The organism is Myxococcales bacterium, assembly GCA_016699535.1.
Lineage (GTDB): Bacteria > Myxococcota_A > Polyangia > Polyangiales.
Genome location: CP064980.1, coordinates 30134 through 54027, shown reverse-complemented (window position 1 = coordinate 54027; position 23894 = coordinate 30134). Strand labels below are relative to the sequence as shown.

At 70.8% G+C, this 23894-nt stretch carries 26 protein-coding genes and 2 pseudogenes; 26 read left to right on the top strand and 2 right to left on the bottom strand.

Annotation, left to right across the window (positions count from 1 at the left end; genetic code table 11):
- The first annotated feature begins 198 nt into the window (after positions 1–198).
- From IPJ88_00340 to IPJ88_00310, 7 genes are read left to right on the top strand one after another with little or no spacing between them, the layout of a single operon-like run.
- Positions 199–726, top strand: a complete 528-nt coding sequence (locus tag IPJ88_00340) for a hypothetical protein (GenBank protein QQR90241.1) — start codon at positions 199–201, stop codon at positions 724–726.
- A gap of 54 nt (positions 727–780) precedes the next feature.
- Positions 781–1413: a hypothetical protein gene (locus IPJ88_00335; protein ID QQR90240.1), complete on the top strand. Its 633-nt coding sequence runs from the start codon at positions 781–783 to the stop codon at positions 1411–1413.
- Positions 1410–2591, top strand: coding sequence for a PD-(D/E)XK nuclease family protein (locus tag IPJ88_00330; GenBank protein ID QQR90239.1), 1182 nt, complete (start codon positions 1410–1412; stop codon positions 2589–2591). The genes IPJ88_00335 and IPJ88_00330 overlap by 4 nt, the downstream gene beginning before the upstream one ends.
- Entirely contained in the window at positions 2591–3724 is a 1134-nt protein-coding gene (locus IPJ88_00325) for a DUF4406 domain-containing protein (protein ID QQR90238.1), read from the top strand. The genes IPJ88_00330 and IPJ88_00325 overlap by 1 nt, the downstream gene beginning before the upstream one ends.
- Entirely contained in the window at positions 3721–4059 is a 339-nt protein-coding gene (locus IPJ88_00320; GenBank protein ID QQR90237.1) for a hypothetical protein, read from the top strand. The genes IPJ88_00325 and IPJ88_00320 overlap by 4 nt, the downstream gene beginning before the upstream one ends.
- A complete protein-coding gene (locus tag IPJ88_00315; GenBank protein QQR90236.1) occupies positions 4056–4847 on the top strand; it encodes a hypothetical protein in 792 nt (263 codons plus the stop codon). The genes IPJ88_00320 and IPJ88_00315 overlap by 4 nt, the downstream gene beginning before the upstream one ends.
- A gap of 8 nt (positions 4848–4855) precedes the next feature.
- On the top strand, positions 4856–6094 hold the full coding sequence (locus tag IPJ88_00310; protein ID QQR90235.1) for an AT hook motif domain protein: 1239 nt from the start codon (positions 4856–4858) through the stop codon (positions 6092–6094).
- 185 nt (positions 6095–6279) lie between these two features.
- On the opposite strand, the gene IPJ88_00305 is transcribed toward IPJ88_00310, so the two are convergent.
- Both IPJ88_00305 and IPJ88_00300 read right to left on the bottom strand, forming a co-directional pair.
- Complete coding sequence (locus IPJ88_00305; protein QQR90234.1) at positions 6280–6528, bottom strand: hypothetical protein; 249 nt, start codon at positions 6526–6528, stop codon at positions 6280–6282.
- 261 nt (positions 6529–6789) lie between these two features.
- Entirely contained in the window at positions 6790–7407 is a 618-nt protein-coding gene (locus IPJ88_00300) for a tyrosine-type recombinase/integrase (GenBank protein QQR90233.1), read from the bottom strand.
- A gap of 101 nt (positions 7408–7508) precedes the next feature.
- Between IPJ88_00300 and IPJ88_00295 the strand changes: the two genes are divergently transcribed.
- The 19 genes and pseudogenes from IPJ88_00295 (at position 7509) to IPJ88_00205 (ending at position 23882) form a co-directional block, all read left to right on the top strand.
- Positions 7509–8942: a hypothetical protein gene (locus IPJ88_00295; GenBank protein ID QQR91923.1), complete on the top strand. Its 1434-nt coding sequence runs from the start codon at positions 7509–7511 to the stop codon at positions 8940–8942.
- Positions 8943–9039: 97 nt separating this feature from the next.
- The gene (locus IPJ88_00290; GenBank protein ID QQR90232.1) at positions 9040–9225 is read left to right on the top strand and encodes a hypothetical protein; all 186 of its coding nucleotides are present in this window, start codon (positions 9040–9042) and stop codon (positions 9223–9225) included.
- A 249-nt stretch (positions 9226–9474) separates the two neighbouring features.
- Positions 9475–9684, top strand: coding sequence for a hypothetical protein (locus IPJ88_00285; GenBank protein ID QQR90231.1), 210 nt, complete (start codon positions 9475–9477; stop codon positions 9682–9684).
- Entirely contained in the window at positions 9681–11492 is a 1812-nt protein-coding gene (locus IPJ88_00280; protein ID QQR90230.1) for a phage portal protein, read from the top strand. Before IPJ88_00285 ends, IPJ88_00280 begins: the two co-directional genes overlap by 4 nt.
- The gene (locus IPJ88_00275; GenBank protein ID QQR90229.1) at positions 11482–11736 is read left to right on the top strand and encodes a hypothetical protein; all 255 of its coding nucleotides are present in this window, start codon (positions 11482–11484) and stop codon (positions 11734–11736) included. The genes IPJ88_00280 and IPJ88_00275 overlap by 11 nt, the downstream gene beginning before the upstream one ends.
- The gene (locus IPJ88_00270; protein ID QQR90228.1) at positions 11733–12032 is read left to right on the top strand and encodes a hypothetical protein; all 300 of its coding nucleotides are present in this window, start codon (positions 11733–11735) and stop codon (positions 12030–12032) included. The genes IPJ88_00275 and IPJ88_00270 overlap by 4 nt, the downstream gene beginning before the upstream one ends.
- Positions 12007–13092: a head morphogenesis protein gene (locus IPJ88_00265; protein ID QQR90227.1), complete on the top strand. Its 1086-nt coding sequence runs from the start codon at positions 12007–12009 to the stop codon at positions 13090–13092. The genes IPJ88_00270 and IPJ88_00265 overlap by 26 nt, the downstream gene beginning before the upstream one ends.
- A 236-nt stretch (positions 13093–13328) precedes the next feature.
- A complete protein-coding gene (locus IPJ88_00260) occupies positions 13329–15497 on the top strand; it encodes a DNA adenine methylase (protein QQR90226.1) in 2169 nt (722 codons plus the stop codon).
- A gap of 603 nt (positions 15498–16100) precedes the next feature.
- Positions 16101–16340: pseudogene (locus tag IPJ88_00255) on the top strand (hypothetical protein).
- A 24-nt stretch (positions 16341–16364) separates the two neighbouring features.
- Positions 16365–17223, top strand: a pseudogene (locus IPJ88_00250) (phage major capsid protein).
- Between the two features lie 94 nt (positions 17224–17317).
- Positions 17318–17713, top strand: coding sequence for a hypothetical protein (locus IPJ88_00245; GenBank protein QQR90225.1), 396 nt, complete (start codon positions 17318–17320; stop codon positions 17711–17713).
- 1 nt (position 17714) lies between these two features.
- The gene (locus IPJ88_00240; protein QQR90224.1) at positions 17715–18353 is read left to right on the top strand and encodes a hypothetical protein; all 639 of its coding nucleotides are present in this window, start codon (positions 17715–17717) and stop codon (positions 18351–18353) included.
- A complete protein-coding gene (locus IPJ88_00235; protein QQR90223.1) occupies positions 18353–18886 on the top strand; it encodes a hypothetical protein in 534 nt (177 codons plus the stop codon). Before IPJ88_00240 ends, IPJ88_00235 begins: the two co-directional genes overlap by 1 nt.
- Before the next feature lie 71 nt (positions 18887–18957).
- The gene (locus IPJ88_00230; protein ID QQR91922.1) at positions 18958–19170 is read left to right on the top strand and encodes a hypothetical protein; all 213 of its coding nucleotides are present in this window, start codon (positions 18958–18960) and stop codon (positions 19168–19170) included.
- Positions 19167–19808: a hypothetical protein gene (locus tag IPJ88_00225; protein ID QQR90222.1), complete on the top strand. Its 642-nt coding sequence runs from the start codon at positions 19167–19169 to the stop codon at positions 19806–19808. Before IPJ88_00230 ends, IPJ88_00225 begins: the two co-directional genes overlap by 4 nt.
- A 3-nt stretch (positions 19809–19811) precedes the next feature.
- Positions 19812–20408, top strand: a complete 597-nt coding sequence (locus IPJ88_00220; GenBank protein QQR90221.1) for a hypothetical protein — start codon at positions 19812–19814, stop codon at positions 20406–20408.
- The gene (locus IPJ88_00215) at positions 20408–21310 is read left to right on the top strand and encodes an IPT/TIG domain-containing protein (protein ID QQR90220.1); all 903 of its coding nucleotides are present in this window, start codon (positions 20408–20410) and stop codon (positions 21308–21310) included. The genes IPJ88_00220 and IPJ88_00215 overlap by 1 nt, the downstream gene beginning before the upstream one ends.
- Entirely contained in the window at positions 21307–21663 is a 357-nt protein-coding gene (locus IPJ88_00210) for a hypothetical protein (protein QQR90219.1), read from the top strand. Before IPJ88_00215 ends, IPJ88_00210 begins: the two co-directional genes overlap by 4 nt.
- Complete coding sequence (locus IPJ88_00205) at positions 21660–23882, top strand: phage tail protein (protein QQR90218.1); 2223 nt, start codon at positions 21660–21662, stop codon at positions 23880–23882. Before IPJ88_00210 ends, IPJ88_00205 begins: the two co-directional genes overlap by 4 nt.
- Positions 23883–23894 lie beyond the last annotated feature (12 nt).

The following is a 23894-nucleotide window of genomic DNA, read 5'->3' as shown; positions in this document are numbered from 1 at the left end:
GGCACCGAAAGAAATCTCGCGATGCGCGTGTGGTGCTACCCGCTGGACGGCGTCCGCTGTCCAAAACGCACGCAACCTGCCGTCGTAACTCGGGAAACATGCTGGCGGACAGGGCTCGTGGTCAGCCGAGCCGCTGCCATCCCGTCCGGCATTCCGCGCTGTGTCCCAGGTCGTCGTTCGGGGCCGCGTTTGCCCCCCATGAACGACACCACCACCACCGACGATGCCCCCGTCCCGTTCCCCACGAAGGAGGAGCGCGACGCGCTCATCCTCGAGTTCCAGCGCCTCGCTGCGCGGCTCACGCGCGCGGGGCTGCTCTCGCGCGCGTCCTCGTCACGCCTGATGCGCTCGATGAGCCAGGAGCGCAGGAGTGCCGAGGACAAGCGGCACGCCTTCCCTGAGCTGGTGCTGGCCATCCTCTTGGCGATCGAGGACGGCACGCTGAAGGACGGAGCCGACTTCGCCCACGGCGACAACGGCTTCGTGGCGCTGCACCTCGAGTCGATCGCCAAGACGCTGCACCAGGCGAAGCGCCCGACGTGCCCCGCGCGCACGATGCGGAGCCTCTTCCACTTCGGCTGGGTGCACTTCCGAGAGGTCGTCCACGCCCGGTCGGAGCGCATGCGGTTCGGGCCCGAGGAGGACCGGCGCCGCACCGTCATCGTCCACGTCCCCTCGGCGCACAAGTTCGTCGGGAGTCATCCCGCGCCTGTCCCATCTCGCTGAGCGAGCCCGCGTTTCCCACCCACCGGCGCCCCGAACGCGCCGGCCAGGAACGCGATGGCACTCAAGGACCTCATCAGATCGGCACCGCCGCCGCCCACGCCGGCAGCGGAACGCCCGCCCGGCATCACCTGCGAGAAGTACACGCGGGGCGAGGGCAAGCGCTGCCTCCACTTCCAGCAGGGCGGCACGTGCGCGCTGCCGGACGAGTTCGTCTGCACCGAGTGGCAGAAGCACAACGGACCGAACAAGCGCGCTCTACCCGTCGTCGCCGCCACGCCGGTGGTCGTCGAGCCGCCGAAGCCTCCCTCGATCGCACGCGACCTGTTCGGCAACCCCGTCGCGCTCCCGGAGGAGCCGCCGAAGCCGAAGCCCGCCGCGTCGGCGATGACCGCTGCGCCCGCGAGGCCCGCGTCCGAGCCGACCATCGATGTCGACCAGCTCCGCGGCTTCACGACGGAGGACATCGAGAGCTTCAAGGCGCTCGGCGTCGAGGTGCAGCTGCACTCGGACACCTACGGCGAGCTGTGGCTGGTGCCCGCGTACACCGGCAAGCCCCGCAAGGAGATCACGCCCGAGCACGCCGCGACGGTGATGCGCGTGCTCTCGGTGTTCCCCGGCTCGCACGTCGTCGCGTTCGAGAAGACCCCCAACCATGAGCGCCCGGAGCGCCCGGAGAAGCGCTCATGACCACGGAACCGTTCCGCAACGCCCATCTCTCGTACTCGCGACTCAGTCGCTTCGAGCAGTGCCCGCTCAGCTACCGGCTGCACTACATCGAGAAGCGCCAGGCCGAGCCCGGGCTCCCGCTCCGCTTCGGCAAGCTGGTGCACGCCGTCCTCGAGCGGCTCATCAAGGAGGTGCTCGACGACGAGCGCACCGGCCCGCTCTCCGAGGAGCGCGCGCTCGAGGTCTACCGCGAGGCCTGGACCGCCGAGGGGCTCACCGGCGTCGACGTCTTCGAGGAGGGCCTGAAGATCCTCCGCGACTTCGTTCGCGAGCAGGGCGTCGTCGACCACCGCGACGTCCTCGCCATCGAGAAGGAGTTCCGGCTCCCGGTCGGGCCCTTCACGGTGCTCGGCTTCATCGATCGCGTCGACTGGGTCGACGACGAGACCGTCGAGGTCATCGACTACAAGACCAACCGCCAGCTGTTCATGCGCGACGAGGTCGACACCTCGCTGCAGCTGAGCCTCTACCACGTCGCCGCGCAGCGCCTCTGGCCGTGGGCGAAGAAGGTGAAGCTCACGTTCTGGATGCTGCGGCACGGCATCCGCCAGCAGACGACGCGCACCGCGGAGCAGCTCGCCGACGCGCTCGCCTACGTCGAGACGCTCGGGCGGCAGACCGAGACCGCGAAGGAGTACCCGGCTCGCCTCAACGCGAACTGCTCCTACTGCGACCACCGCCAGCACTGCCCGGCCTACGCCGACGCGCTCGCCGGCAAGCGCGAGTTCCTCTGCGAGGACCTCGCCGATCTCGAGGCCGTCGCTCGCGAGCGCGAGGAGGTCGCCCGACTCGCGAAGGCGCTCTACGCGCGCAAGGAGGAGCTGGAGGACATCCTCAAGGCGCACCTCAAGGAGCAGGACCAGCTCGTCCTCGGCGGCGTCCGCTACCGGATGTACGCGACGACGAGCCTCGACTACCCGATCGAGCCGACGCTCACGCTGCTCGGCGACGCGACCGGGCTCACGCGCGACGAGCTGCTCGAGAAGCTCGGGGCCATCGACAAGAAGGCCCTCGACGCGCTCCTCAAGAGCCTCGGCAAGAAGCTCGACAAGCCGCGCGTCTCGCTGCTGAAGGCCGAGCTCGAAGCGCACGCCGACAAGACGCACTCGCCGCGCTTCTGGGCGAAGGAGGTGGCGTGATGCTGCCCGCGCTCAACCTCCCGGAGCGCGACGCTCCCGCGCTCGTTCTTCGCCGCGACGTCCTGCGCTCGGACGTGCCCGTGCCGCTCAAGGCGTTGGCCTTCGTCGACCTCGAGACCACGGGCCTCGATCCCTCCCGACACGACATCGTCGAGGTCGCGGTGCTGCGCGTGGATGCGCGCACCCTCGAGGTGCTCGCCGAGTACCAGACGCTCGTCACCCCCGAGCGGCTCGACGACGCGCAGCCCGAGGCGCTCGCCATCTGCGGGTTCTCGAAGGCCGCGTGGACGAACGCGGTGTCGCTGCGGGAGGCGCTGCTCGCCGTCGCGCCGCTCCTCGAAGGCGCACTCGTCGCCGGCCACAACGTCGGCTTCGACTGGGCCTTCCTCGAGGCCGGCTACCGCCGAGCGGGGCTCGCGCTTCCGCGCGTCGACTACCACCGCCTCGACACCGCGAGCCTCGCGTGGCCGCTCGTCGCCGGCGGCGAGCTGTCGTCGCTCTCCCTCGACTCGCTCGCGACCTACTTCGGGCTCGACCGCCCGAGACCGCATCGCGCGCTCGCCGATGCGAGGTGCGCGCTCGAGGTCGCACGCAGGCTCTCCGAGCGCATGCGACTCGGTGGTCGCCTCGCGGGTCTCGTCGGCGACGAGCGAGAGCTGTTCGATGCGCTGCTCTCGCGCCTCGAGCAGGGACGCAGGCAGTACGGCCCGTGGCGCGTCGACGACGGGCGCGACTACCCGAGCGAGGCCTACGCCGAGCTGCTCGACGGGCTGCACTACCTCGCCGCCGAGCTGGTGAGGCGCCGTCGCCTCGAACGCAGCCGGCTCCGGCGCGTCTACGTCTGCCACCCGTTCGCCGACGATCCGGCCGGCAACGTCGAGCGCGTCCGCGGCCTCAGCCGCCAGCTCGTCGCGCTCGGGGTGATGCCCGTCGCGCCGCACCTCTACCTGCCGCAGCTCCTCGACGAGGCGACGGAGCGAGAGCAGGCGCTGCGCTTCTGCCTCGAGCTGGTCGACACCTGCGACGAGGTTCGCGTGTTCGGCGGTCGCGTCACGGCCGGCATGAAGCGCGAGGTCGAGTACGCGAAGCGTCGCGGCATCCCGGTTCGCTTCGAGACGGAGGTGCTCGCATGAGCGGCGCACACTCCCGCAGGAAGGGCGCGGCGTTCGAGCGCGAGCTGGTGCACCGCTTCCGCGAGGTGATGCCCGACGCCGGCATCCGTCGCGGGCTCCAGTGCCGCTCGGGCGAGGAGGCCTCGGACGTCGAGGTCCCGTGCTTCTGGGTCGAGGCGAAGCACCACCACCGCACCAACGTGCGCGCGGCGATGAGGCAGGCGCTCGACGCCTGCCCGCCCGGGCGCTGGCCCATCGCCGTCTGCAAGGACGACCACGCGACGCCGCTCGTCACGATGCAGCTCGAGGACTTCCTCGAGCTCGTCCGCGAGTGGTGGGAACGGCGGGACCGATGAGCAGCGCCCTCCGCACCGTCATCGAGCGGCTGCGGCGAGACGCTCTCGCTGCGCCGCGCCGGGTCTTCGACGAGAGCCGGGCCCGACACGCTGCTCTCGCCGGCCATGCCGACGTCGCGTCCGTGCTGGCGGCGCTCGCCGACGATCGCGAGCACACCTACCCCGAGCGGGACGCGCTCACGCGAGCGCTGCTCTCCGAGCACCGGGCGAGCGGCGAGGCGCTCTGGGCCTCGGTGCTCCTCGTCGCGTACTACCCGATGCTGAGCAGGCTGCGGCACCGGCTCGTCAGCGACGCCGTGCCCCGCGACGAGCTCGACCAGGTCGTGATCACCGCGTTCCTAGCCGCGCTCGGCGAGCTGCCCGTCGACGAGCACGCCGACCGGATCGCGATGCGGCTCCGACAGCGGACCGAGCGCCAGGTGTTCGCGTTCCTCCGCAAGGAGCGCGAGCAGCAGCATCCGAGCGCCGACCCCGACGAGCTGGCGATGTTCGGCACCGAGTCCATCAACGCTCGGCGCCTCGAGACGACCGACGAGGAACTGTTCGATCTCGCGCTCCTGCTCGAGCGGGCCGCGGAGGAAGGCATCCCGCAGAGCAGCCTCGAGGTGGTCGCGGCCACCGTGCTGCGACGAGAGCTGCTGCGCAGCTACGTCGACCGCGTCGCGCCCGACGACGACCTCGAGCGCGAGCGGATGTACCAGCGGCTGAAGCGGCAGCGGACCCGCGTGCTGCGGCGCCTCCGGACGATGCTCGGCCAGTCCCCGCTGCTGCTCGCCAGCGGCTTCTGAGGAGCGAGATGGAGAAGCGCGAACCGGAGCAGCGAAAGGGAGGACGCCCGCGTCGCGAGGATGGGCCGAAGATGCCGTACCACGAGGTCGATCGCCTCCTGGTCGAGGGCGAGCTGATCGCCGGTGCCGATGGCGCGGAGACGCGCGTCTGGCCCTCGCAGCGCGAGGTGGCCAAGAGGTTCAAGGTGGCGCCGAGCCTCGTCGCGGCGTTCGCGAAGCAGAGCCGCTGCGTCGAGCGGAAGGCCGCGTTCCAGGCGGGCACACCGATCGAGCCCATCACGCTCAAGGACCAGGAGGCCGCACCCGCCGCGACGACGCCCGGGCCGACTCCCCCTGCGTCCGTGGCGAGCACGTCCACGCCGGAGCAGCCCGAGCCGAAGCGGAGACCGGGACGCCCGCGCAAGGCCGAGGCGCCGCTCATCTCCTACGAGGAGCTGGATCGGCTGCTCGTGTTCGGCGAGGTGAAGGTGCTGGAGAACGGCGCGACGACGACGGTGTACCCGCCGTACCGCCAGCTCGCCGAGCGCTACGGCGTCGCCCCGAGCGTGATCGCCAGCTACGCGAAGAGCCACAACTGCATGAAGCGCCGCGAGCAGACGGCGACGCGCGTCGCGGTCCGCACCGAGGAGAAGCTCATCGAGCTGCGCGCCGAGGCCATCGCGGTCGGCGAGGACCGGCTCGTCCAGATGATCGACGAGTTCCTCCTCAGCTTCGAGAAGGCGCTGAAGGAAGGCCGCGTCCGCTCCGACAACCCGACCGACGTGAACACGCTCGCGAGGCTCAAGGCGTTCATCCTCGGCGGCGCCGACTCGCGCTCCGAGGTGCGCACCATCCTGTCGCTCGAGAGCATCCAGGAGCGCTACGCGCGGATGCTCCGGGACCAGCGCGAAGCGACGCCCGAGATGGCCGGCGTCATCGACGTGACCAGCGTGCCCGCGAACGAAACTGAGCGGGCGAATCCGAACGCGTTTCCGAGCGCGTCGGGGCGCTCAGTTTCGCCCGATGACCCCCCGCCGCCCCCCAGCGAGGACGCCGCCCGGGAACCGAACGTGTCCCGCGAGGTGCGCGAGGTGGTTCGCCTCGCCCGCGAGCTGGCCGAGCAGATGGACGCGGCCGAGGCCGACGACGAGGCGCTGCTCGAGGTCCGGCTCCTGCGCGCGGTCGAGCGCGTCGAGCCGCGCCTGCTCCCGCGTCAGGGCGCCGACGTTGGCCCACGGCGCGCGGACGCCGAGGAGGACGGACGATGAGCGCTCCCGATGCAGCGGCGCGCGTGCGGGCCGAAGGGCGCGCCCCACGCGGCGACGAGAGAGCCTCGAACAGTCGCGCCCACCAGGCTCACCTCGCGCCCGAAGAACACGCCTCCGATACGGCCCCCTCGGAATCTCGCGGACTTGGCGCGATCGAGGAGGCCGAGTGCTCGAGCACAGCGAGCTCACAGTCTCGCGGCCGCGCGCACGGCGACGAGGCCGCCGCGATCGAGCAGGCCGCGGCCGGCGCCGACAGGCTCGTCGACGGCGCCGAGCGAACCGCCGCTAAGAGAGAAAAGCGGCGGTTCGTCGCGGAGCCCCTGCGTGAAGTCGCGGGCTTGCGGGGCCTGTTCGGCGGCTCGGGCGCCGTCCCCAATGGCCGCTTTCCCTGGCTCGTCGGCCTCGTGCTCGTCCTCGCGCCGGCGCCCGCCCACGCCCCCGGGCCGCGGGAGGCCGGCACCTGCCTACAACCTGCCGCAGGTAGGGGGGGAGGGTCCGTTTTTCGCACAGCCGCGCACGCCCGGCGCAGTGCCTGGGGCCGTTTTCGAGTGGGTCAATTCCAGGAAACTGAGCAGCCCTGGATTTGCGAATCGAACGCGCGCGACCGAACTGAGCACGGAGGCTCGTTCGGTTACGTCGTGCGAGTGCCCGCGAAACTGAGCACAAGCCCGCGAGCGGAGCCCTCGGGGACTCCGTCAGCAGATGAGCCCCTGGACCGAGCGGAGCAGCTCCTCGTCCGAGGGGTGCGTGTAGATGCTGGTCGTCAGCACCGACTTGTGGCGGGCGAAGCGCTGCGTGAGCCGGAGGTCGCGGCTGCCGCGGTAGAGGTTCGTGCAGGCCGTGTGACGGAGCGCGTGGAAGTTGAAGTGGCGCTCGAAGCCGGCGCGCTTCTGCCAGACGCCGAAGGCGTGGCGCAGCTGCCGAGCGGAGAGCCGGCGCCCGAGGCGGCTCGCGAACACGGGCGTCGTGGCGGCGAGGGCCTCCCCGGCGCGCTTGCGCCCGGCGAGGAGCTTGTCGAGCTTGGCGCGGACGACGTCGGGCAGCAGCACCTCCTGTGGCGCGGGCTCCTCGCTCGACCGCTTGAAGATCCGAAGCGCCAGCCGACGCTTGGCGTGCCCGCTGTCGTCGAAGACGTCGCCGACGTCGAGCGCGAGGATCTCGTGCTCGCGAAGCCCGGCCCCGAGGGCGAGGCTGTAGATGACGTGGTCACGGAACCCGTCGAGGCGCTGCCCCGTGAACTTGAGCAGCAGGCGTTGCTCGCTCTCGGTGAGCGTGCGCGCGGGGCGCGAGATCGTGTCGGCGTAGGCGGTCATGGCGGCTCTCCCTTCGGTGCTTCGGCGCGGTGGACGAGCCCATACAGGCTTCCGTCGGCGACGAAGGCAAGGTCACGCGCGACCTGCGCGCGGAGGGCGGCATGACGCTCGGGATCGTGAAGCGCACCGAGGAGGAGTTCGCGGACTGGATCGGCACCGAGTGGGGCTTCGCCGAGGGCCTGCTCTCGTACGACGACGAGCCCATCGCGCTCGAGCAGTACCAGCTGAACTTCCTGCAGAACCGCTCCCGGTTCCGCTGGGTCACGAAGAGCCGCCAGGTCGGCTTCTCGTTCCTCTTCGCGCTCGAAGCGCTCGCTCGCTGCCACCTGCGCGAGAAGCACACGGCGGTCTTCGTCAGCTACAACCTCGACGACGCGAAGGAGAAGATCCTCGTCGCGCGCCAGGTCCACGAGGAGCTGCCGCTCGCCTACCAGAAGCGGCTCGTCGTCGACTCGAAGACGGAGCTGGCCTTCGAGTCGAACGGCACGAACAAGCGGCTCTCGCGCATCCTCTCGCATCCGTCGAAGGCGCCTCGCGGCAAGAAGGGCGACGTCTACCTCGACGAGCTCGCGCACTATGTGAACGACCGCGAGGTGTACCGGGGCTCGACGGCGCTCATCCTGCGCTCGAACGGGCAGCTCACCGGCTGCAGCACGCCGCTCGGGCGCCGCGGCATCTTCTGGGAGATCGCGAACGAGGAACTGCGGAAGTACCCGCACCACCTCCGGCAGCTGGTGCCGTGGTGGCTGTGCCGGTTCTTCTGCGCCGACGTGCGGGCTGCCGCGAACGACGCGCCGAACCTGCCCACCGAGGAGCGCGTCGCGAAGTTCGGCCGGCCCACGCTCATCGAGCAGTTCGACTCGCTGCCACTCGAGGACTTCCAGCAGGAGTTCGAGGGGCGCTTCGTCGACGAGACGTACAGCTTCTACCCCTACGAGCTGATCCTCCCGTGCACCAGCGACGACCTCGTCCTCTGCGACGAGCCGACCAGCGTGCGCGCACCGGAAGGACGCATCGTCGCTGGCTTCGACGTGGGCCGCACGCGCGACCGCTCGGAGCTGGCCGTCTTCGAGGAGATCGAGGGGCGCTTCACGTGCCGGATGCTCAAGAGCTTCGAGGGGACGCCGTTCGCGGAGCAGGAGGCCGAGCTGCGACGCCTCCTCGGCACGCTGCCCGTCGCCCGGCTCTCGATCGACCGCAGTGGCATCGGCATGAACCTCGCCGAGAACCTCGCGCGCGAGTTCCCCCAGGTCATCGGCGAGAACTTCACCAACGAGGCGAAGGAGCGCTGGGCGACCGACTTCAAGATCCTGCTCCAGCGGCGCGATGTGACGATGCCGCGCGACCGCGACCTCGTCGCGCAGATCCACGCCATCAAGCGCCGCGTGCTGCCCTCGGGGAAGGTCAGCTTCGACGCCGAGCGCAACGCCCGCGGGCACGCCGACAAGTTCTGGGCGGTCGCCCTCGCGTGTCAGCGGGAGCGGCAGGCCGACAAGCCGAGGGCCGGAGAGATCGGCGTGCGGGTCATCGGCTGAAGCGGAAGCGTTGAGCGTTTCCGCCCAGACATGCAGGATAGCCGGATGACCCCTGCGTCCTCTACTCGACGGGATGGCCACGCAACAGGCATGGCCGGTGAGTTCTTGTCAGAGAGCCTTGGCTGGGCCGGCCCAGGCTGGGCAACGCGAAGTCCATGACGTCCGTGCGCAAAGCGGACGCGAACGCCATCCCGCGCGAGCTGCAGCGTCAAAGCCATTCGAGGTGGCGGGAGTGGGCGCGTCGAGCGCCGACGAAGTCACGCGAGCCGCCTCTCGCGTGTAAGTGTTCGCCGCTCTACCGCGACTTCGACGGTCCAGGGCATGCGTGACGTCGCGTTCCGCGCCGACGGCGCCGGCCCTTGGCGGCGCCACGCAGCTGCCCCCACCACCGACCCGCGCTGTCCCCGCCCCAGGCGCGGCGCTTTGCTTCCCCCGGAGGCGAGGCGCGCGGTCCAGCTGCTCGGTGCCCAGGTGGACTGCCTCCTCGCAGGCTGGCCAAGCGCCTCGCCTCCGCTGTTTTGCGGAGTCCACCATGCGGCGCACCCTCAAGATCTTCGTCATCCCAGCAGGCAAGCCCCCGGGCACGCCGCCCGAGCCCGGCCCCGAGGTCGAGCTCGAGGCGCGCACCGAGGACGGGCTGCTCGCCGCCGCGCATGACCACCTCGCGAAGCGTGGCCAGCGGGCGCGCGCCGTGTCGTTCACGCCGACTGGGCTCGTCGCCTACGCGGAGGCGGGCCGGTGACGAGCCCCGACGCGATCCACGAGGCCGATCGCAACCTCCAGACCATCCTAAAGGCCGTGGTGGTCGGCGCCCGGGTGCAGGACCCGGCGAGCCGTCCAGGCGGCGAAGAGGTGTCGACCGCCTTCGTCGCGGCCGGCGCGCTGCAGCCGCCCTACGACCCCGAGGCGCTGTGCCTCCTCGTCGAGCACTCGAACTCGCTCCGTCAGAACGTCGACTCGTACGCGACCAACATCGACGGCTTCGGCTACCGCTTCGAGCCGGCCATCGACTTCGACGCCGAGGACGCGCGGCAGAAGGTGTCCGACGCGCTGATGCTCGAACGCATCGCCGCGCGCGACGCCGGCACGCTGCCCGAGGGGACGCCGCTCACGCCGCCGGCAGAGGAGGTGGCCGCGCGCTTCACAGAGCTGCGCCAGGCCGCCCGGGTCGAGCGGGCGCGGCTCGACTCGTTCTTCGACTTCTGCTGCTTCGACCACTCCTTCGTCGATCTCCGGCGTCGCACGCGCCAGGACCTCGAGGTGACGGGCAACGCGTTCTGGGAGGTGCTGCGCGACGGCAAGGGCGACCTCGCGCGCTTCGTCTACGTGCCGTCGTACACGGTGCGCCTGCTGCCGCTCGATCGAGAGGCTGTCGAGGTCCGCGAGCGCGTCCGCGTCTCCACGATCAGCTTCGACACGGTCAGCGCCCGGCGCCGGCTCCGTCGCTACGTGCAGATCCAGGGCGCCGAGCGGGTGTACTTCAAGTCCTTCGGTGACCCGCGCGTCGTCTCCCGCTCCACGGGCCGCGTCTTCCCGGACATCGCCGCGCTCAAGGCGGCGCAGGCCGACGACGGGCCCGCGACCGAGCTGCTCCACTTCGCGATCCACTCGCCGCGCTCGCCCTATGGAGTGCCGCGCTGGGTGGGCACGCTCCTGTCGGTGCTGGGCTCGCGCCAGATGGAGGAGGTCAACTACCTCTACTTCGAGAACAAGAGCGTGCCGCCGCTCGCGCTGCTTGTCTCCGGCGGCCGGCTCTCGGACGCCTCGGTGCCACGCATCGAGCGGTTCATCGACGAGAACCTCAAGGGCAAGGCGAACTTCCACAAGATCCTGATCCTCGAGGCGGACGGCGGCGGCACCGGCGATGGGGGCCGCGCGAAGATCGAACTGCGCCCGCTGACGGACGCCCAGCAGCACGACGCGCTCTTTCAGCTCTACGACGAGCGGAACATCGACAAGGTCGGCAGCTCGTTCCGCCTCCCGCGCCTCTTGCGCGGCGAGAGCAAGGACTTCAACCGCGCGACGGCCGAGAGCGCGCTGCGCTTCGCCGAGGACCAGGTCTTTCAGCCCGAGCGCGACGAGTTCGACTTCCTGATGAACCGCAAGGTGCTCGCCGACATGGGCCTGCGCTTCTGGCGGTTCCGCTCGCAGACCCCGGTCACGCGCGACCCCGAGCGCATGACGGAGATGGTCGAGCGGCTCGTGCGCGTTGGTGTGCTCACGCCCGAGGAAGGGCGCCTGCTCGCCGGCGACATCTTCAACCGGGAGTTCCGCAAGATCGGCGACGACTGGACCAAGCGGCCGATCACGCTGACGCTCGCCGGCATCCAGACGGGCGTCGAGGACCTCAAGCCGAAGGCCTCGGGGCCCGACGCGCTGCTCCCGAGCGCGAAGCAGCTGCTCGCGCTCCGCGAAGACCTCCGCGCAGAGGAGGAGCGCCTCGCCCACGGTCGCCTCGACCTTGCGCGGCGGTACCTCGACGTCGAGCACGTGAAGGTTCCCCGCGAGGAGTTCGACGCCTGGTTCGGCGAGGCGCGCGATGCGACCTGAGCTGCAGCGGGCGTGGGTGCAGCAAGCGCAGCTCGACGCCGAGCGCGGCGTCATCGAGTGCCGCATGTGCCGGAGGCACGCGGCTCTCGACGAGACGACCACGCTCTGGCGGAACGGCCTCCTCGTCTTCGCGCTCTGCGACCGCTGCGCGTCGAGCCACGAGGTCGTGTTCTCGCCGAGCGAGGCTGGGGTCGAGGTGCGCGCTCGCCGACGAGGCCCGCTGGTGGTCGGAGGCGGGCTGTGAGGATCGTGCCGTCCACCAAGCGCCCATGCCGGCTCGAGCGCGGCGAGGTGCGGCGCGTGCCGCAGGACCGCGGCGGTCTGCTTGTCGGCTACCACGTGTGTTGTCCCCGCTGCGGCTTCGTCACCCCGGCGCTCAACGGTGACGCGGGGCTCGACATCGACGAGGAGCCGGACCCGGGCGACCTCACGTTCTCGCGGGCGGTGCGCTGCACCTTCTGCCGGGTGCTCCTGCACCTGAGCCACGGCGAGCTGCGGCTCGAGGAGGACGCCGATGTGCGGAACGTCCGCTACCGCTGACCGGCTCCTGGTCGTGCATGAGGCCCGGATCGCCGCCGACGAGCTGCTCGGCGACTACCTGCGGCTGCCGCTCGGGAAGGCGATCAACCTCGGAACACCGGGCGGGTTCGATCGCGCCGTCGCGCTCCTCGCCGCCCGCCTGCGGCGGGCCACCGGGCGCGCCGATGTGGACGCGGTTCGCGACGCGATGGCTGTCCTCGACATCGACTGGCCGCGCACGACCGCAGCCGAGAGGCGCCGGCTGGTCTCCGAGGCGATTGCAGCCGCGGGCCGGGCGACGGCCATCATCCCCGCGCGCATTCAGGTGCCGCTCGGCGACGCGGCCGAGTCGGTGGTGGCGGCGACTCGAACGCAGGCCCGGCGACAGCAGGGGCTGGCCATCGCCGCCGACTTCAACGCCCTCGACCGGCGCGTCGTCACCCACGTCGTCAGTTCTCAGGGCAACTTCGTGCGCGACGAGTACGGTCGCCGCGTCGAGGGACTCGGCGAGGAGGCACGCAGGATCGTCGCGGCCGGGCTCGAGCAGGGTCTCGGACGGGACGACATCGCGGCCGACCTCGAGCGTGCGGCTCGGGCGGCGCTCGTCGAAAGGGCGCCGTTCTACTGGGAGGTGGTCGCGAGCTCGTTCATGGGCCAGGGGCGCTCGTTCGCCCAGATGAGCAGCTACGCCGAGGCCGGCATCCAGCGCTACGTCATCGAGGCGGTGCTGGACGAGCGCACGACGCACATCTGCCGCTACCTGCACGGCAAGAGCTTCGCCGTGGCCGACGCCCTCCAGCGCTTCGAGCGGGTCGAGCGGCTGGAGCAGCCTGAGGACATCAAGCGTGAGCTGCCGTGGGTGCGCGAGAGCCTCGACCCCGAGACCGGACGGACGCGGCTCTACGTCGACGGCGGCGCCGGCCGGACCCCGCTCGCCGAGGTGACCCGGTCGGCCTTCGGCACCCGCGATGATCGGGGCGACTTCCGGGCGCTGGCCTCCGATGGCGCCCTTCGCGAGGTCGGCATCGGCTTCCCGCCGTACCACGGCCTCTGTCGCACCACGACGCTCGCGGTCGTGTGAGCACGTGTCCCCGCTTCCTCCGGGCGGCTGCTTTGCCCCCAGCGGAGGTCGACGCATGCCCGAGACTGCGAAGCCGCGCGAGCCAGAGAGCCCCGCCCCGGACCAGGGGAACGGCAAGGCTCCGTCCGCGCCGTCGCGGGAGCAGAAGCGCGACGAGCCCGTGGTCTGGCCGCGGGACCTGAACGCACCCACCACGAAGGACCCGCTCTGGGGCTCCGACCCGGAGGCGCTGCGCGATGCGTGACCGACGCGAGGCGGCCATCGCTTACGCCCGTCGCGTCCTCGCGGCGAGCCAGGGCGAGCCGGTCGAGAAGACCATCTGGGGCTCGCCCGCGGGCAAGAAGCGCATCGCGCAGCGGCTCGTGGCGATGCTCCCCGCCCACAAGACCTACGTCGAGCCCTTCGCCGGCAGCGCCGCGGTGCTGTTCGCGAAGGAGCCCTCCGACGTCGAGGTCATCAACGACGCTGACCCGGAGATCGCCGACGCCTACCGGCTCCTCAAGAAGCTCACGACCGCCGACCTCGAGCGGTTGAAGAAGCTGCCGTGGACCGGCGACGAGAAGACGTTCAAGGGGCTGCTCGATGTCGAGCCCGAGGACGACGTCGAGCGCCTGCACCGCTTCCTGTACCTGACGCACTTCTCCTACGGGAAGATGCGCGGGCGCAGCTTCAGCCCGTCGGTCGTCGGAGTCGAAGCCAAGACCATCAAGCGCATCGAGCAGTTCGCGCCGCGCCTGAAGCGCGTGAAGGTGTACGGCGGCGACTACGAGAAGGTCGTCCGCAAGTACGACTCGAAGGACACGGTCTTCTTCCTCGATCCGCCGTACCCCGGCTACAACGTCGACGTCGGCGAGTCGGACTTCGACGAGGAGCGCTTCTTCAAGCTCCTCAAGTCGCTCAAGGGCAAGTTCCTCATCACCTACGGCATCCGCGGGAAGTTCCCCGCGATGGTGAAGGACTCCGGCTTCTGGACGAAGCGGATCCGGACCCCGCGCACCATCGCCGCCATGCGCGGCGTTGGCGGCTCGTCGGTGCTCACGCAGCTGCTCGTCGCGAACTACGAGCCCACGCTCAAGGGGCTCGACGAGAGCGTCGTCATCGAGGACTGGGACGGCGTCGTCGAGACCGACGCGGACGAGCTCGAGAAGGCCCAGCCCTTCGGCACCTTCGGCGGCTCGTTCCACTACGCCAAGCGCATCGTGCCGCTCATCCCGGCGCACAAGACCTACGTCGAGCCCTTCGCGGGCGCGGCGGCGGTGCTGCACGCGAAGGAGCCGAGCGAGAAGGAGGTGCTCGCGGACCTCGACGACGACGTCGTGTTCCTCCATCGGAGCATCAAGGCGATGACGCCCGAGCGCATCGAGGAGCTGCGGCGCCGCTTCGAGTGGACCGTCACCGAGGAGAGCTTCCTCAAGGCGCGCGACATGGCGCCGAAGGACGACGTCGCGCGCTTCTACAAGCTCGTCTTCGTCCGCACGCACGCCCGCGACTGTCGCCCCGACGGCACGCACCCGGCGCAGCAGCACCTCGGCTCCACAACGAACCCGGAGAAGTACCTGAAGGCCGCCGAGCGGCTGAAGGACGTCACGGTGCTTCGGCAGGACTACCGAAAGACGCTCAAGGCCTACGACTCGCCCGACACGTTCTTCTTCATCGACCCGCCGTACCCGGGCGAGTGGTTCGACAAGGACAACGTCATCGACCTCGAGCAGTTCGTCGACGCGCTCTCGAAGGTGCGCGGCAAGTTCATCGCGGTCCTGAACCCGACGCCCGAGAACGTCGCGGCCTTCAAGCGGGTCGGCCACGTCTTCCGTCTCAAGGTCCGCGAGGCTTCGGGCCGCGGCGGCGTGAAGCAGGCGATGCGCCTCTTCGTCGCCAACTACCCGGTGCGCAAGGCCGAGGACTTCGAGCTTGTCGCCAAGTGCGAGCACCTGCCGCTCGATCCGAGCCTCGACGCGCTGGTCTTCGACAAGACGACCCAGCTCGTGAAGGGCCTCGATCCGAACGACGAGCGTTACGTGCTCGGCATCGTGCTGGAGCCCGAGGTCGTCGACGCGCAGGGCGACATCTACTCGACCGAGGAGATCCGCGCCGCCGCCCATCGCTTCATGGAGGAGTTCGGCGGGCTCGGGCTGATGCACCGGCTCCGGGTGAACGACCAGGTGAAGGTGCTCGAGAGCTACCTCGCGCCCACCGACTTCACGATCGGCGAGCTCACCGTGCGCAAGGGCACCTGGATGCTCGCGGTGCGCGTGCTCTCCGACGAGCTGTGGGACCGCGTGAAGAGCGGCGACCTCACCGGCTTCTCGATCGGCGGCTCGGCGCGCCGGGTCCCCGAGCCCGCACCGGCGCCGGCACCGCCGCCCGCGACGCCTGACGCCCAGCCGCAGACGGAGGCCGCATGACGAACCGGATCAACAAGGCCGAGGGCGCCGACGGCGTGCACCGGCTCATCGACATGGTCGTCGAGGAGGTCTCCCTCGTCGACCGCGCCGCCAACAAGCACCGCTTTCTCATCGTGAAGAGGGATGACGCCATGGACGACAACACCCCGGCCGAGAAGGCCACCACGGACGGCGCCGATGCCTCGATGACGCCGTCCGCAGACGCAACGTGGACGGTAACCGATGGTTCGCCGCTCGGGGCCGCGCTGGCCGCGCTCGAGAGCCTCACGGCCATCGTCGAGCTGCTCGGCTCCCTGGGCGCCGACAGCAACGACCTGCGCCTCGCTGCTCGCCGAGCAGCTGCGCGCCACCGCCGAGCAGATCTTGGAGCGAACCGGCTTCGCGGCTCCGAGCGACGCCGTCGACCCGAACGCGCCGGCCGACGTGCAGGCGCGCGCGAAGACCGAAGACCCCGCGAAGCCCGCTGGCACGAGCACCTTCGCGAGCGACGTCGCCGCAGCCAAGCAGGCGCTCTCGCGTCTCGCCGAGCTCGCCGGCAAGACCGCCCCGGCGAAGACGGAGAAGCGCGAGGCCCCCACCGCCACCGCACCCACCGAGCCCGGCGCGCCTGTCGCCGAGAGCCTCTCGAAGCTCGCCGACTCGTTCCGCGCGCTCTCGGACACCGTGAAGGAACAGCAGCAGCGCCTCGGCCGCGTGGAGAAGCAGTTCGGACTGCCGAACAGCGCCGCGCCAGCCGAGCACGTGTCGAAGGCCAGCGTCGAGGACGTGGGATGGCCGCTCGATCTCAACAAGCCGAAGGACCGGGAGAACGTCGACAAGGCGGTCTCCTTCCACGACCTCTGATTCCCCGTCTCAAGGAGCCGCGACATGAGCTATCTCGACAACCGCACCATCCTGGAGAAGGCCGACCTCGCGCTCGCCGATCTGACGGCGGGAGGCGGCATTCTCAAGCCCGCGCAGGCGCAGAAGTTCATGCGCCTGCTCATCAAGCAGTCCGTCCTCATGCAGCAGGCGACCGTCGTTCCGATGGCCTCGCCGAAGCAGCAGATCTCGAAGATCAAGTTCGGCACCCGCATCCTGCGGCCCGGGCAGGAGGCGACCGCGCTCCCGGCCGGTCAGCGCGCCGCACCCGACCTCTCGCAGGTCGAGCTCGATGCCAAGCTGTTCAAGGCCGAGGTGCGCCTCTCCGACGAGGTGCTCGAGGACAGCATCGAGCGCGGCGAGCTGCGCCAGACGATCATGGAGATGATGGCGGACGCCATCGCCCGCGACATGGAGGAGGTCCTCGTCAGCGGCGACACCGTGTCGGCGGACCCGTTCCTCGCGACGATGGACGGCGTGCTCAAGCAGGCGACGAGCCACGTCGTCGACGCAGCAGGCAACCCGATCTCGAAGGACCTGCTGCGCGACCTCGTGAAGACGCTGCCGAGCGAGCACCTGCGCGACAAGAGCGCGATGCGCTATCTCACCAGCGTCGACGCGGACCTCGACTACCGCAACACGCTCGCGGAGCGCGCCACCGCCGTCGGCGACAAGTTCCTCGAGGGCGATGCGCCGGTCCTCTACTCCGGCGTGCCGGTGCAACCGATCCCGCTGTTCCCCGAGAACCTCGGCGTCGGCAGCGACCAGACCGTCATCCTGCTCTGCAACCCGAAGAACATCCACGTCGGCATCTGGCGCCAGATCCGAGTCGAGTCCGACCGAGACATTTCGGAGGGCACGCTGAAGATCGTCGCGACCCTGCGCTTCGACGTGAAGTTCGCCGAGGAGCCGGGCGTGGCCAAGGCCATCAACGTCCAGCTCTGAGCTGAGGAGAACCTATGGATACGCTACTCGTTCGCCTCAAGCCCTTCGACCCGCGGCGGGGCCACGTGCTCCGGCGCTACACCTACGCCGGCATCAAGTTCCAGGAGGAGCGCGGCTGGTACCGCGTGGAGAAGCCGGTTGCCGAGTACCTGCGCGCTGTGCGCGAGGTGCCGAGCGACCGCCACTCGCCGCCCGCCTTCGACGTGTGCACCGAGGCTGAGGCCAAGGTGCTCGAGTCAACCGAGACCGAGGCCTCGAAGGTCAAGCGCAGCGCGACCGACGACCTCAAGGTGGTGGCCGCTCGTTCGGCAGGCGCCCTCACCACAGACGACCTCCCGAAGACCGCGGCGGCTCCGGCCGCCAAGGACGACGAGAAGGACGCTCGCCGCGGCAAGCGCGAGCGGGAGTGACGTGTACGCCTCGGTCGCCGACCTGCGCGCCGAGGGCGTGGCGGCGGCCGCGGCGAGCGATGCACGCCTCGAGCTGCTGCTCGACGAGGCGACGCGGCTCATCGACCGCGTGACGGGCTGGTTCTTCGAGCCACGCACCGTCACGTACCGGCTCGACGGTCGCGGGGCACCGTCCGTGGAGCCGCCGGTACCGCCCATCCGCGTGGATCGCCTCGCCCTCGGCGACAGCGAGCTGTCGCTGGCGTTCGAGGACCTCGTGGTCGTTGGCGCCCCGGTGCAGGCCGGCTTCGATGCGCCCCGCCTGACGCTGCGCCACTGCCGCGTGTTCCCCCGAGGCCGTGGCAACGTCGTCGTCGAGGGGCTCTGGGGGTTCACCGAGGACGACGGCACGCCCGAGGGCCGCACGCCGCTCGCGATCCGTCGCGCCTGTCTGCTGCTCGTCCTCCGAGGTCTCGCGCCGCTGGCGGACGACGCCTCGTTCGAGGCCCGCAGTCGTTGGCGCATCATCGAGGAGCGAACGCGCGACCAGAGCTACCGGCTCGACGCCGCGAAGCAGGCCGCTCGCCAGCTCACCGGCGACCCGGAGGTCGACGCGCTGCTCGCGCCCTACGTGAGGCCGTCGCCGCTCGGAGCGGCGTGATGCGCGGCCGCCTCATCTTCCCGTTCCTGGCCGAGCTGCACCGGCTCGACACCGCCTCGATGGCGACGGTTGATCCGGACGGCGCCGGCGCGCTCGCGGGCGGCTACGACCCCGACTTCAAGGAGCCGGTCTTGGTCGACGCCGATGACGATGGCGTCGCGGAGCCCTTTCGTCGCGAGCACCCACCGGTCCGCGTCCCCTGCCAGGTGGAGCCGGAGGCTTTTGAAGCTCTGCGTATGGCGACCTCAGGAAACACGCCCAGGTCGAGCTTCGATCTGGTCTTTCACTTCAGGGACCTCGAGCGGCTCGGCCTCGTCGACGCCGCCTCGGGCGATGCCCTCATTCGCCCGAGCGACCGCCTTGGCGCGCTGTACGCGCTCGACGGAGCGCTCGTGCAGGCCGTGCGCACGCCGCCCGGTCTCTACGTGACCGAGGCGCGGTCCATCGGGTTCGGACTCCACCGGCGGCGCCCGAGCCGAAACCTCCTCCTCGTGTCCTTCCAGGACCGACCTGCCGCACGGAGCGTCGCATGAAGAGCTGTGCCATCGCCTCGGTCTTCGCTGCGTGCTTCTTCGCGCACTGCCGTCCGATCGACGACTGCGTGCTGGGCGCGACGCGGTGCTCGGGCAACGTCGCGGAGATCTGCGACGCGGACGGCTCGTACCACGAGCTCGCCGACTGCGACCTCGTGAGCGAGCAGAGCGGCGCACCGTTCGTGTGCGCGTTCGTCGATGAGACGACCGAGGACGGGCGCGTCACCGGCCACACCTGCGTGCCCGCGGCCGACGCCGCCGCAGCCGGCGGGAGCGACCGATGAAGGGCTTCCTCCAGTCACTGCCCGTCGTGGGCAAGGTGTTCGTCGACATCCAGCCCGAGGAGGTCTGGGCGTTCTGGCGCTTCATGCAGGACCACTACCGGACGACGGTCGTGAACAAGCGCGACGCGTTCGAGATGCAGCTCGTCGCGCAGGCGCTCGACGCCCTTGGCATCCAGAGCCGCGACCGCTTTCTTCGGAACTTCACGACGACCCTCGGGCGGCGCATCTACACGCCCTTCGAGGTCGGCTCGCCGCGAGGCGGCTGGGACCTCTGGAGTCAGGTCGTCATCTGCGTGCACGAGCACCAGCACGTCGTGCAGCACGACCGCGAGGGGCTCTCGTTCGAGGTCTCGTACCTCGCGGACCGCGCCGCGCGTGCCCGCTGGGAAGCCGAGGCCTACCGCTCGAACCTCGAGCTGCACTTCTGGCGCTACGGCACGACGCCGTCCGCGCGCCGCATCGCTGAGGTGCTCGGCGACTACGGCTGCCGACCGGAGGACGTGGACGTCGCGGCGAAGTCCCTCGCGCTCTCCGCGGTGTCCATCCGCAAGGGCGCGGTCATCAACGAGGCGACGCACGTCGCGCTCGGCTGGCTCGACGAGCACGTGCCGCGCCTGCGCGCGAAGGGAGTGGTCTGAGCCATGGCGGTGATGCGCACCGGTGACTGGGCTCGCGCGCGGCAGCTGCTTGCAGCTGGACCGCAGCGCCTGCGCTCGGCCATCGGTGTGGCCATTCGCCAGGAGGCGCAGGGGCTCCGGAACGAGATCGTCCAGGGGCTCACGAGCCAAGCGCCGGGCGGCGAGCCCATCAAGCCGCCGGCTCCGCTCACGCTCGCGGCGCGTCAGCTCGAGGGCTTCGGCGGCACGAAGGCGCTGCTCGTTCGCGGCGACCTCCGCAACTCCATCACCGTCATCGTCGAGGGCGACGAGGCCTTCATCGGCGTCCCGCGCTCGGCCCGTTCGAGCGGCGGCGAGAGCCTCGTCGATCTCGCACAGCTCCACGAGTACGGCGGCCCACCCGTCGTCATCCCCATCACACCGAAGATGCGGCGCTTCCTGTTCGCGCTGCTGCGGCAGGCCGGCAAGGAGCCGACCGGAGGCAGCGGGCGCGGCGTGGTCGTCGTGCAGGTACCTGCGCGCCCCTTCCTGCGACCCGCGTTCGAGAAGTTCCGCGAGGGCGCGAGCCGTCGCTTCCTCGAGCGGGTCGCGCAGCAGCTCGGCTTCGGAGGGCCCGTCTGATGGCCATCCCGACGCTCGCCTCGGCGACTCCCGGCACCGGTCCCGCCAGCGGCGGCGACCTCGTGCGGCTCGTCGGCACCGGCTTCGCTCCGAGCGTGGCCGTCCGCTTCGGCGGGCGAGCCGCGACCATCGTTGCCGTTCGTGAGGAGGCCGGTGCCAGCCTCGTGGACGTGCGAACGCCCGCTCACGAAGCGGGCGTCGCCGACGTCGAGCTGCAGAACCTCGACGCGAGCGAGGTGCCGATCGCGGGGGAGTCCGTGCTGCTCGCCGGGGCCTACCGCTTCGCGCGCGCCACCGTCGCCCGGGAAGCAGACCTCACCCGCATCGTCCGCCAGCTGCTCCGCGAGCTGAAGCGGCAGGTGCTCGCCAACGTGAGCGCCACCGTCTCGGTCGACTACGACGACACCGTCATCGACGGGCTCAGCGTCATCGCGATGGCGAAGGTGCCCTCGCTCGTGCTCTCCGGCCCGACGCTGCGTCCGAATCGCTTCTACTCGGCCAACGTTCCCCACGAAGACGTGGTCGCCGGCTCCTCGGGCCCCGAGCTGGTGCGCCGCAAGCCGCCGTACACGGTGGACCTCGTCTTCACGCTGACCGCCGCTTCGGAGCGCACCGCCGAGCTGTTCAACCTCATGGCCGCGGTGGCGACGTTCCTGAATCGGAACCGCTGGCTCGAGCTTCCCCGCGATCCGAACGATGCAGCCCGCGGCGTCGCGCGCTGGGAGCTGGACGCCGATGGCGAGTTCCGCACCCAGCTCGGGGGCAAGGACGACGTCCGCGCCTTCACCTGCGGCTTCGTCGTGCGCGGCTTCGACGTCGACGAGGGGCTACCGCTCGACCTCGGCAAGGCCGTCACCGACCCGCAGCTGCAGACGCAGCCGTTCGCAGGAGGTGCCCCGTGACCGTCTCGCTCACGAACACGAGCAACCGCTGCCAGGTCTTCGTCCTGGCCCACGAGACGTACTGCAAGGCGCTCGGCGAGTGCGCCTGCGACGTCGAGCAGGGCCGCGCTCCCCGGCGCACCCCGCGCTCGCTCACGCTCGCCACGGGCGTGACGAGCCCCGCGCTCGACGACGCCGTGCTCGCCGTTCCCGACGTGGTGCGCGCCGTCCGGCGCGGCGAGCTCGCCGTGAAGCGCCACGTCGCGGAGCCCACGCGGCCCGCGCCCTCCACGACTCCCACGCCGACCTCGGCTCCCGAGGCCAGCCGTCCCCCTGACGTCAGCAGGGCCAAGAAGAAGCGAGGTGCACCGTGAGCGGACAGCTCCTGTCGTCCAAGGTCGTCATCGTCGAGGAGGAGCCGAAGGTTCGCGGCATCCCCTCGGCTCCCACGTCCGTCGCGGGTGCGGTCGGGCTCACCGAGCGCGGGCCCATCGGGCAGGCCGTGCTTTGCTCGTCGTTCGACGAGTTCCAGACGAAGTTCGGCGGCTTCACGCCCGACTCGGACCTCGCGCTGGCCGCGATGGGCTTCTTCGAGAACGGCGGCAGCCAGCTCTGGGTGGTCCGCACGGCGCACTACACCGACGTCGCCACGCCCGCCTCGGTCACCGCCGTGCGCGCTGCCGGCTTCCTCGTGGCTGGTGGTGGCCCCACGCCGGGCGTGCTGCTCGGCGCCGCCGCGGGTCCCTTCGTGCTCGTCGACGGCGACCTGATCCGTCTCGCCGTGGATGGCGGCGCCGACGTGGATGCCGTCTTCAACGGCTCGGCGGCCGCCATGGCCGCAGGCGGCGCAGGCCCGTACGCGCTCGCCGACGGCATGACGCTGCTCCTCCGGGTCGACAACGGCCTCGAGCAGGCGGTCGCATTCTCGTCGGCGGACTTCGCCGACATCATCAACGCCACGGCGACCGAGGTCGCGGCGGCGATCAACGCCGTCATCGTCGGAGGGCGCGCCACGACGCCGGGCGGCATCGTCCGCCTCGCGAGCGACACCGAGGGCACCTCGAGCCGAGTGCAGGTCACGGGCGGCACCGCGAACGCCGTCCTGGCGTTCCCTGGCGCCGCGTCGGTGGGCGGCGGCAACGTCGCGAACCTCCGCGCCGTGGACGTCTTCGAAGTGAAGACCGTCGTCGAGGCGGCGATGCCGACCGTCGTGGTCGCGCCCGGCATCGGCGGCGTGCTCGACGTCCGCACCGTCGCCACCGGCCCGGCCGCGAGCGTGCAGGCGCGCGCAGCGACGGCTGCGGCGTTCGGGCTCGACACGACGCTTCACACGGGCGCGGCCTCCGGCACCGCCAACGCGGTGCGCGTCGAGGGCAAGGACCCCGGCGCGTACGCGAACCGGATCGACGCCGAGGTCCGAGCCGCGACCAACGGCTCGCCGACCGCGTTCGACCTCCTCGTCGTCGAGGACGGCGTCTACCGCGAGGCCTTCCCGAACGTCTCGATGAACCCCGACGACGCCCGCTACGTGGACCGCGTCGTGAACGACCCGCGCACGGGCTCGCTCTACGTGCGCGCGATCGACCAGCTCCTCGTCGGCATGCCGGTGCCGCCCCCGCAGACCGTCTCGCTGGCTGGCGGCGGTGACGGTCTCGTCGGGCTCGACGACAACGACTTCATCGGCTCCGACGTGGGCAAGACCGGGCTCCACGCGCTCGACCAGGTGCAGGAGCTGACGCTGCTGCTCGTGCCGGGGCGCGCCACGCCGGCGGTCCACAACGCGATGGTCCGCTACGCCGAGGTGGACCGCGACGGCGCCGTCTTCGCGGTGCTGGACCCTCCGGCGAACCAGAGCGCGACGGACATCGTGACCTACGTCGCGACGACGGCGTCGCTCGAGAACCTCTCGGAGTTCGCGGCCGTCTACTGGCCCCGCGTGAAGGTGCTCAACCCGGCCAAGAGCGTCTTCGGGTCGTCCGAGCAGCTCGTCGTCCCGCCCTCGGGCATCGTCGCCGGCGTCTACTCGCGCACCGACTCCGCGCGCCCTGGCGGCGTCTACGACCCGCCCGCGGGGATCGACGCCGGGCGCATGTTCGGCGTGCTCGGCTTCGAGACGGACGAGGTGCTCGAGGAGCGCAAGCGCGACCTCGTGTACCCGCACCGCATCAACCCGCTCACCACGGGGCCCGGGCTGCCGCGCTACATCGACGGCTCGCGCACGCTCAAGGGGGACGGCAACTTCCCGTACATCGCCGAGCGTCGAGGCGTGATCTTCATCGAGCGAAGTCTCAAGCAGGGGCTCGAGTTCGCGCGGCACAAGAACAACACCGAGGGGCTCCGCGCGCAGGTGCGGCGCACGATCACGGCGTTCCTCCTCGCGCAGATGAACAACGGGGCGTTCCGCTCGCGAGAGCCGGCCAAGGCCTTCTTCGTCGACGTCTCCGACCAGCTGAACACCCCCACCGTCATCTTCGCCGGCCAGCTCATCGCTCGGGTGGGCCTCGCCACGAACAAGCCGGCCGAGTTCATCATCCTTCGCATCAGCCAGGACACGCGGGCCCTCGAGGCCGAGCTGGCTGCGGCGGGCGTGTGAGGAGGAGCTAAC

Coding starts and splice junctions, on each gene's coding strand:
- IPJ88_00215 (QQR90220.1), top strand. CDS start 20,408: ATGGCCATCCCGACGCTCGCCTCGGCGACTCCCGGCACCGGTCCCGCC.
- IPJ88_00325 (QQR90238.1), top strand. CDS start 2,591: ATGCTGCCCGCGCTCAACCTCCCGGAGCGCGACGCTCCCGCGCTCGTT.
- IPJ88_00340 (QQR90241.1), top strand. CDS start 199: ATGAACGACACCACCACCACCGACGATGCCCCCGTCCCGTTCCCCACG.
- IPJ88_00335 (QQR90240.1), top strand. CDS start 781: ATGGCACTCAAGGACCTCATCAGATCGGCACCGCCGCCGCCCACGCCG.
- IPJ88_00225 (QQR90222.1), top strand. CDS start 19,167: ATGAAGGGCTTCCTCCAGTCACTGCCCGTCGTGGGCAAGGTGTTCGTC.
- IPJ88_00310 (QQR90235.1), top strand. CDS start 4,856: ATGGAGAAGCGCGAACCGGAGCAGCGAAAGGGAGGACGCCCGCGTCGC.
- IPJ88_00245 (QQR90225.1), top strand. CDS start 17,318: ATGGATACGCTACTCGTTCGCCTCAAGCCCTTCGACCCGCGGCGGGGC.
- IPJ88_00330 (QQR90239.1), top strand. CDS start 1,410: ATGACCACGGAACCGTTCCGCAACGCCCATCTCTCGTACTCGCGACTC.
- IPJ88_00275 (QQR90229.1), top strand. CDS start 11,482: ATGCGACCTGAGCTGCAGCGGGCGTGGGTGCAGCAAGCGCAGCTCGAC.
- IPJ88_00300 (QQR90233.1), bottom strand. CDS start 7,407: ATGACCGCCTACGCCGACACGATCTCGCGCCCCGCGCGCACGCTCACC.
- IPJ88_00220 (QQR90221.1), top strand. CDS start 19,812: ATGGCGGTGATGCGCACCGGTGACTGGGCTCGCGCGCGGCAGCTGCTT.
- IPJ88_00295 (QQR91923.1), top strand. CDS start 7,509: ATGACGCTCGGGATCGTGAAGCGCACCGAGGAGGAGTTCGCGGACTGG.
- IPJ88_00315 (QQR90236.1), top strand. CDS start 4,056: ATGAGCAGCGCCCTCCGCACCGTCATCGAGCGGCTGCGGCGAGACGCT.
- IPJ88_00285 (QQR90231.1), top strand. CDS start 9,475: ATGCGGCGCACCCTCAAGATCTTCGTCATCCCAGCAGGCAAGCCCCCG.
- IPJ88_00260 (QQR90226.1), top strand. CDS start 13,329: ATGCGTGACCGACGCGAGGCGGCCATCGCTTACGCCCGTCGCGTCCTC.
- IPJ88_00320 (QQR90237.1), top strand. CDS start 3,721: ATGAGCGGCGCACACTCCCGCAGGAAGGGCGCGGCGTTCGAGCGCGAG.
- IPJ88_00235 (QQR90223.1), top strand. CDS start 18,353: ATGCGCGGCCGCCTCATCTTCCCGTTCCTGGCCGAGCTGCACCGGCTC.
- IPJ88_00265 (QQR90227.1), top strand. CDS start 12,007: ATGTGCGGAACGTCCGCTACCGCTGACCGGCTCCTGGTCGTGCATGAG.